The sequence below is a fragment of the Neisseria sp. HMSC067H09 genome, from assembly GCF_001814135.1.
Lineage (GTDB): Bacteria > Pseudomonadota > Gammaproteobacteria > Burkholderiales > Neisseriaceae > Neisseria.
The window spans coordinates 85,129-94,434 of record NZ_KV814937.1; the positions used below are offsets into that span (position 1 = coordinate 85,129).

General features: G+C 47.0%; 4 protein-coding genes. All 4 read left to right on the plus strand.

Annotated features, from left to right (window positions below):
* Window positions 1–76 precede the first annotated feature (76 nt).
* The 4 genes from hrpA (at window position 77) to HMPREF2954_RS11865 (ending at window position 9,209) form a co-directional block, all read left to right on the plus strand.
* The gene (hrpA, locus tag HMPREF2954_RS13070) at window positions 77–4,468 is read left to right on the plus strand and encodes an ATP-dependent RNA helicase HrpA (RefSeq protein WP_083313620.1); all 4,392 of its coding nucleotides are present in this window, start codon (window positions 77–79) and stop codon (window positions 4,466–4,468) included.
* 82 nt (window positions 4,469–4,550) lie between these two features.
* Window positions 4,551–5,786 carry a hypothetical protein gene (locus HMPREF2954_RS09335; RefSeq protein ID WP_045075248.1) on the plus strand — a complete coding sequence of 412 codons (1,236 nt, stop codon included), beginning with the start codon at window positions 4,551–4,553 and terminating at the stop codon, window positions 5,784–5,786.
* Complete coding sequence (herA, locus tag HMPREF2954_RS09340; protein WP_045075246.1) at window positions 5,783–7,513, plus strand: anti-phage-associated helicase HerA; 1,731 nt, start codon at window positions 5,783–5,785, stop codon at window positions 7,511–7,513. The genes HMPREF2954_RS09335 and herA overlap by 4 nt, the downstream gene beginning before the upstream one ends.
* Before the next feature lie 190 nt (window positions 7,514–7,703).
* A complete protein-coding gene (locus HMPREF2954_RS11865; RefSeq protein ID WP_083313621.1) occupies window positions 7,704–9,209 on the plus strand; it encodes an SWIM zinc finger family protein in 1,506 nt (501 codons plus the stop codon).
* Window positions 9,210–9,306 lie beyond the last annotated feature (97 nt).

A 9,306-nucleotide genomic window follows, 5' to 3' on the forward strand; every position in this document is an offset into this window, starting at 1 on the left:
AAAGGTCGTCTGAAAATTTTCAGACGACCTTTGCTATAATCACTCCCTTTGTTTTATTTGAAATTTTTCCAACGCCATGCCCCATCCCGATTTCTCCCAAACCCTCTCCAAAGACCGCCATTTCCTGCAATCCGCCTTCAAAAATCCCAACAAATACGGCGGCTTGTCCAAAGTTGAAGAAAAATACCGAAAATCGCACGACCTCTATCTGCAACGCCTGTCCAAACTGCCCAAACCCGAGTTCGACAACACCCTGCCCGTTCACGAAAAGCTCGAAGAAATCAAAAAAGCCATTGCCGAAAATCAGGTAACGATTATTTGCGGCGAAACCGGTTCGGGCAAAACCACGCAGTTGCCCAAGATTTGTCTGGAACTCGGGCGCGGGGCGGCGGGGCTAATCGGGCATACCCAGCCGCGCCGTTTGGCCGCGCGTTCGGTGGCGGAGCGGATTGCCGAAGAGCTGAAATCGGAAATCGGCAGCGCGGTGGGCTATAAGGTGCGCTTCACCGACCACACCTCGCGCGATGCCTGCGTCAAGCTGATGACCGACGGCATCCTGCTGGCGGAAACCCAGACCGACCGCTACCTCGCCGCCTACGACACGATTATCATCGACGAAGCGCACGAACGCAGCCTGAACATCGACTTCCTCTTGGGCTACCTGAAACAACTCCTGCCGCGCCGCCCCGACTTGAAAGTCATCATCACCTCGGCAACCATAGACGCAGAACGCTTCTCCCAACACTTCAACGGCGCCCCCGTTTTAGAAGTGAGCGGACGTACCTATCCCGTCGAAATCCTCTACCGACCGCTGACCAGCAAAGACGAAGACGACGCAGAAGTGGAGCTGACCGACGCGATTGTCGATGCGGCGGACGAATTGGCGCGATATGGCGAAGGCGATATTTTGGTGTTTCTGCCGGGCGAACGAGAAATCCGCGAAGCCGCCGAAGCCCTGCGCAAATCCACACTGCGCCGCAACGACGAAATCCTGCCCCTGTTCGCACGCCTGTCGCACGCCGAACAGCACAAAATCTTTCACCCCACCGGCGCGAAACGCCGCATCGTGCTGGCAACCAACGTCGCCGAAACCTCGCTTACCGTGCCGAGCATCAAATACGTCATCGACACCGGCCTCGCGCGCGTCAAACGCTATTCCGCGCGGGCAAAAGTGGAGCAGCTTCATGTCGAAAAAATCTCCCAAGCCGCCGCACGCCAACGCTCCGGCCGCTGCGGACGCGTCTCCGCAGGCGTATGTATCCGACTGTTTTCAGAAGAAGATTTCAACATCCGCACCGAATTCACCGACCCCGAAATCGTCCGCAGCAACCTCGCCGCCGTCATCCTGCGCATGGCAGCGTTGAAACTAGGCGACGTAGCAGCATTCCCGTTTTTAGAAATGCCCGATTCGCGGTATATCAATGACGGTTTTCAGGTGTTGTTGGAATTGGGGGCGGTTAATGAACACAACGGCCTGACCAAACTCGGCGAACAAATGGCGCGCCTACCCATCGACCCGAAAATCGCTCGTATTTTATTGGCGGCGAAGAAGCACGACTGCATGGCGGAAATATTGGTGATCGCGTCCGCGCTGTCGATTCAAGACCCGCGCGAGCGGCCATTGGAGGCGCGCGATGCCGCAGCCAAGGCGCACGAGCGTTTTACCGACAAGCAGTCCGATTTCCTTGCTTATCTGAATATTTGGGACAGTTTCCAGCGCGAGCGCGACAAAGGCTTGTCCAACAAGCAGTTGGTTCAGTGGTGCCGCCAATATTTCCTGTCGCACCTGCGGATGCGCGAATGGCGCGAGCTGCACCACCAGCTTGCCCAAACCGCGATTGAAATGGGTTTGACCACCAAGGAAGCCGCTTTCAGACGGCCTCCCGAAGTCAGGCAGCTCACGTCGTCTGAAAATGCGGGCGACCAAGACTTATCCGCCAAACTCAAACAAAAACAACTGGATAAAAAGCAACACCGCGCCCAAATCCGCGCCGCCAAAGAAGCGGGCTACGAACAAATCCACCGTGCCCTGCTCACCGGCCTCATCGCCAACGTCGGTATGAAATCACCCGACGGCAACGACTACACCGGCGCGCGCGGCAGCCGCTTCCACCTTTTCCCCGCCTCCGCCCTGTTCAAAGCCAAACCCAAATGGGTGATGGCAGCAGAACTCGTCGAAACGACAAAACTTTATGCCCGCGACGTGGCCGCCATCCAGCCCGAATGGATCGAGCAGGAAGCGCCGCACCTCGTCCGCTACCACTATTTCGAGCCGCACTGGGAACAAAAACGCGGCGAAGTCATCGCCAGCGAACGGGTTACGCTCTACGGCCTGACCGTCCTGCCGCGCCGCCCCGTGTCCTACGGCAGAATCGCCCCCGAAGAAGCGCGAGAAATCTTTATCCGCAGCGCGCTGGTGGCGCAGGAATGCGATTTGAAAGCGGACTTTTTTGTCCACAACAAAAAGCTGATTAAAGAAATTAGTGAGTTGGAACACAAATCGCGCAAGCAAGACGTGCTGGTCGATGACGAAGCGCTGTTCGCGTTTTATCACGAACGGCTGCCCGATTTTTATACGGCGGACGCGGTTTCAGACGACCTGCATCCTGCAAATCCGCAGCAAACCGCCCCCTCCCCCGTGGGGGAGGGCTGGGGAGAGGGCAAAACAGTTGCCGCCCAAACCAACTTTTCCGCAACCGCAGCAAGCCCTCTCCCTAACCCTCTCCCGCAGGAGAGGGAACAAAGTGCCGCAGCTTCAACGGTTTCAGGCAGCCTGCATCCTACAAATCCGCAGCACCCCTCTCCCTCCCCCGTGGGGGAGGGCTGGGGAGAGGGCAAAACAGTTGCCGCACAAACCAACTTTTCCGCAGCCACAGCAAACCCTCTCCCGCAGGAGAGGGGAAAGGATGCCGAAGCTTCAACGGTTTCAGACGACCCCAAACCCAAAAAGCAGCCTGCACCCCAAAAAAATCGTCTGAAACCCCTCCCCCTCGCCGACATCCGCACCTTCCAAGCCTGGCTCAAAACCGCCGAGCGCGACAACCCGCGCCTGCTGTTCCTCAGCCGCGATGACCTCATGCAGCACGCCGCCGCGCACATCACCGAAGAACAATTCCCCAAACACTGGCAAACCGCAGACGGCAAATTCAAACTCAGCTACCGCTTCGAACCGCACCACCCGCTCGACGGCGTTACCCTCACACTGCCGCTCACCGTGCTCAACCGCATCAGCCCCGCCGCCCTCGAATGGCTCGTGCCCGGCATGATACGCGAAAAAATCCAGCTACAAATCAAAGCGCTGCCCAAACAAATCCGCCGCATCTGCGTGCCCGTGCCCGAATTCATCACCCAATTTTTAAGCCAAAATCCCGACCGCAACGCCCCCATCCTGCCCCAACTCGCCCAAGCCATCGCCAAAACCGCAGGCGACATCCGCATACTGGAGCAAATCAACCAAGACGAATGGGCCGCATTTAGGCTGCCCGAACACTGCTATTTCAACCTCCGCATCATCGACGACGGCGGACAAGAATTAGCCATGGGGCGCGATTTAATCCAAATTCAACAACAACTTGGCAAAGCCGCCGCCACCACCTTCCGCGACAACACCCAAGAATTCGAGCGCGACAACGTTACCGCATGGGACATCGGCACCCTGCCCGAATCCATCAAATTCGCCCGCGGCAAACAACAGCTCACCGGCTACCTCGGCCTGCAAAAAGAAAAAGACGGCCGCATCGCCCTGCGCCTGTTCGACACGTCTGCCGCCGCCGAACAAGCCCACAGATTAGGCGTGATCGAACTCATGAAACTACAACTAAAAGAACAAGTTAAAGACCTGAACAAAGGCATCCAAGGCTTCACCCAGGCCGCCATGCTGCTCAAACACATCAACGCCGACACCCTGCGCGACGACCTCACCCAAGCCGTCTGCGACCGCGCCTTTATCGGCGAAGACGAGCTGCCGCGCAACGAAAAAGCCTTCAAAGAACAAATCAAACGCGCCCGCAGCCGCCTGCCCGCCGTCAAAGAAGCCCTCAGCCGCTACTTGCAGGAAACCGCCGCCGCCTACGCCGAACTCAACGGCAAACTCGGCAAACACCCGCTCACCTACCTCATGCGCCAACGCCTGCAAACCCTGCTTGCCGCCGGCTTCGCCACCCGCACCCCGTGGGCACAATGGCCGCGCCTCCCCATCTACCTCAAAGCCATGACCCTGCGCCTCGAAAAATACAGCGGCAACCCTGCCCGCGACGCAGCCCGCGAAGCCGATATACAGGAATTGGAACAGATGTGGCAGGAAAAAACCGACGGCTTGGTGAAACAAGGACAACCCGTTTCAGACGACCTCGCTGCGTTTAAATGGATGATTGAGGAATTGAGGGTGTCGCTGTTTGCGCAGGAGTTGAAGACACCGTATCCGGTGTCGGTGAAGCGGTTGTTGAAGGAGTGGGAGGGGTTGAAATGAATAAGGGCTAACTGAAATTTATGTTACACTTGTGAAAATATTTGCCAAAAATATTTCAACATATAAATAAAGGTGTATTTCAATGAGCAATCGAAGTGCTAATGCAACCATCTTAGGTTATCGCTACCAATTTGATTATTCGATAAAACAAATCTTGGAACAAACTGATAATCTTAGTGAAATTGTACTAGAAGGGTTGGAAGATATTGATATCTTAACTCAAGATATTACGCATCTACACCAATGTAAATATTACAGTGGAACAGAATATAATCCTTCCGTTATCAAGGATGCAATTATTTCGATGTTTAATCATTTTCAAGCCAATAAAGGTGGTAATTTTAAGTATTATCTATATGGCCATTTTAAAAAGGGTGCTGATAAATTTTCAAGTGATATTGAATATTTAAAAAATAGAATTCTGTATGCATATTTAACATATGAAGATGAAATAAAAGATTTCCATTCTAGGCTTAATATTAATGTAAATGCCGATGAGTTTTTACAACAAGAGGAGAGCATAATAGAACTTTTGACGAGTCATTTTCCTAGATATGAAAATACCGAATTTATAAAATTTGTATATCTTTCTAACTCGAGAAATATTATAATTGAAAAATGCAGTAATAAAGACAATAGGAAGGTCACAAAAGAACAATTTTTAGCACAATTGAAATCCTCTGAAACTATTATTAGAAATAATATATTGCTAATTGATAAAAATAAGTATATAAGAGCAATGAAAGATAGTATTAAGGGTTTATTAATGTTGACTGGAACAGTAAATAGATATCCCGCTACAAGATTTATTATTTTAGATATAAATGATGGTGAATTAGATACGTTTGGAATTCCAAATTTTAATGATTTTCTCATAAAATTACATAGTAAATTTTCCTCTCCTGAAAGAACAAGTTCTGAAAGAAAAACAAAAACAGAGCATTTCTATCCGTATTTCATTTTTGCAAACCTTACGCCAACAAAAATCATAGAATTAAAACAAGATCTATATTTTAACAATCAATTCGTTATGGATGGGATGCTATTTAATGGAACAACGGATGATGACAGAGCTAAGAATCTTATAGATGAAAGGTTTAATAATGATAATTTTAAACCTTTCCGAATCCTTACCTCTATTGAGGATATAAGAAAAATATGCGATAGAATTAAACAAAGTAATATTAAATTAAAAAGAATTCAATTATTAGATTTTTATAGAAATCAAATAAGTATTGAACCTTCAAACTATAAGGATGTTTCCACCTTTTATTTTCAACAGAATAGTATTGACATGTTACAGGAGATAATTAGATGACTAATCATGCCGAAGTAGTTGCAGTTTATCCAGATAAAGTAAAAATTGAAATTGATGACTTATATGGATTTTTAGATGAAAACAATGGGTTAAAAATAGGATCATTCTTAAATATATCTGGAAATGATAATCATAGCCTAATTGTCACTATTGAAAATTTTAGCTTGGAATCAAAAGAAAATGGAGATAAGAAATATTTAATTGAAGCTTTGCCTCTTGGTACTATAAATGATGGTATATTTCATCGTGGCGGAGATACATTATCTATTCCGCCAACAGGGGTAACGGCTACAACATATGACGATATTAAACTAATTTTTGAAAATTCTGTGGAGGAGCAAAAAAAATTCATATTTAGCACACTCATTCACCATCATGAAAATATTAGTATTCCTGTGGATGGGAATAAATTTTTTAACAAACATATTGCTGTAGTCGGCTCTACAGGTTCAGGTAAATCACATACAATTTCCAGTTTATTGCAATGTGCACTTAATGCAAAAGATAACTCTAATATTGATTTGAATAATTCTCACATTCTTATATTCGACATTCATTCCGAATACAAATCAGCTTTTCCTAATGCAAATTACTTAGATATCACAAATCTGAAATTGCCATACTGGTTGCTAAATAGTGCAGAGTTGGAAGAAATATTGTTGGATACAGGAGAAAGGGATAACTATAATCAAGCATCTATTTTCAGACAACTTGTTACTGAGAATAAAAAATATCATAACGCTGATGAAGAAAAAATTTTCTATGATAGCCCTTTAAAATTTAATATTAATGAAATTTTAAATGCTTTATTTAATATAAAAAATGAAACAGTCCACGCAAAGAAACCTGATCACTATATGTTTGATAATTCAGGAGAGGATGGAGAAGAGTTAACTAATCAAGAAAAATTGCAAAAATATTTCTCTGATAGATATACATTCAAACCACAAAAAAACCAAAGTGTAAGCAAAGGAACATACGCAGATGGGACATTAGAAAAATTTTTTCTACGGTTTGAAACAAAAGTAAATGATGATAGACTAAAATTTTTATTTGATGAGGAAAATTTTAATTTAACACTACAAGAAACCTTACAAAATATTTTGGGTTATACCAGCAAATCAAATATTACTATACTAGATCTAAGTGGAATTCCATTTGAGGTATTAAGTATTACCGTATCTCTAATTTCTAGGTTATTATTTGATTATGGTTATTACCATAAGAAATTATTACAAAATAATCCAGATAGAATCAGCAATAATGATGTTCCTTTCTTACTGGTTTACGAAGAGGCACACAAATACGCCCCTAAAAGCGACTTAGTAAAATATCGTTCAGCGCTTCAGTCAATTGAAAGGATTGCAAAAGAAGGGAGAAAATATGGAATTACTTTATTGTTGGCAACTCAAAGACCATCGGAAATATCCGAGACAATATTTTCGCAATGTAGCAACTTTATTTCAATGAGATTGACTAATCCAAACGATCAAAATTTCATCACACGATTGTTACCTGATACATTAGGAAATATGACTAGTAAATTACCTTCATTACAATCCGGTGAGGCTTTACTTCTAGGAGAAGCTATTATCATGCCACTATTTGTAAAAATTAATAGATGCAATCCAGAACCTTCATCTAATGATATTCCGTACTTTGAATTATGGAAGAAAGAATGGAAAGAAGTTGATTTTAATGAATTATCTGATATATGGAATAGGTAAATCTGTCAATAAGTCATAATCCAAATCAATCTGCATGCCGTCTGAAATTGTTATCCCATCTCAACCTCAAAGGCTACCTGAAAATCTCTCCGCAGATTTTTCAGGTGGTCTTTTCTCATGCCACCCTCTCCCCAAACGTCGCCCGAACCAGTAAACTCCCCATATTTCAACAACTTCTTGGAAACCAACCATGTCCCGTATCCATCCGCTCCACCTGTTCCCGCATCATATCGCCGAACGCGGCCTGTTGTATTTTCAGCAGGGCAAGGTTCGTGACGTCCAAAAAACCTCCGCAGGACGTTATCGGGCGGAGGTGTACGGTTCGGAAAACTATTCGGTATGGCTGAAGCTGGATAGTGATTTGTACATTAAGGACGGGGGCTGCGATTGTCCTTATGGCTGGGCGTGCAAGCATATGGCGGCGTTGTGGTATGCGGTGCGCGAGCAAACTCAGGATAACCAGTCGGCAGAGCTTGACGCGCAGCAGCCTAAAAAGGGCGGCAATCCGTATCGGCAGCAACTCTCCAGCATCTTTTCCCGAACCCGATATTATGATTACTACGAAGCCGCCGATTTAGGCTTCAGGCTGCAAAACTGGTTGGAAGATGTGTCGCAGGAGGGGGCGGAGGCGTTGCAACAGGCTTTGCCTCTGTTGATACCGCGTTTGCAGGATGCTTTTGAAAAGGCGGACGATTCGGACGGTATGTTGGGCGATGCCATGTATATGGCACTCGATCTGCTGGAAGAGGCGGTCATGGAAAACGTCACTAAGCGTTTGATCAATTTTTTGGACAAATGCTTGGACGACAGCCGCTATTTTGATTTCTCGGAGGCAGGCAATAAAATCTACCAAATCCGCGCCCGAATCTGGCGGCTGCGCGGCGAATGGCAGGCGTGGCAAGATTATGTGGCTAAACGTTTGGCTGTTACCGAGTCGGGTTGGGAACATGAATTTTGGGCGCTCGAAGGCTGGCAGGTTTTGCAGGCGAAAGGCGATACTGCTGCCGCGCAGGATTATTTCAGACGACATCTGCGCCTGCCGAAATTCAGACAAATTGCGGTAGAACAAGCAGTCGGGCAGCAAGATTGGGCGGAAGCGGAACGCCTCTTGCGCGAAGGCATCAGCATTGCCGAAGATGAAGGAACGCTCGGCACAGCGCACAAATGGAAGCTGCAACTTTTCGATGTATTGAAGGAAACCGGCAAAGATGTCCGCGAAATCGCAGCGGATTTGGCGTTTTCCACCAGCCTTTCGTTGCCGCATTACGAGGCATGGAAAGCCACGTTTTCCGCTGCCGAATGGCCGCATGAATTCAACCGCCTGCTTGCGCGCTTGTCGGGTCAATATTCGCTGCAAGCTGAAATATTCGAGCATGAACAGGAATTCGACCTGTTGCTCGCCCTATTGCAGCAACACCTTTCGTTGTACATGATGGAACGTTTTGCCCCGTCTTTCCCCGATCCGTATCACGACCAAATCGTGGCTTGCTACCTGAAAATCTTTGCGGTTGAAATCGACGAAGCAAGCAACCGTAAGCAATACCGCCAGCTCTTGAACCAATTAAAAGTCCTCCGTCGCCAATATTCCGCACAACGGCAGGCAATAGAAGACTTTGCCGACGAAATCAGGGAACGATATAGCGAAAAACCGCGCCGGCCTGCGTTGCTGGAAGAATTGGATCGGGCGGGGTTTTAGGAAAAAGCTATTCATCCACACCCTGACGATGAATTTTCCAAACAAACCTGCAATCCTTACATATAGAAACCAGAAGCGTTGTTTACAGTATTTTCAG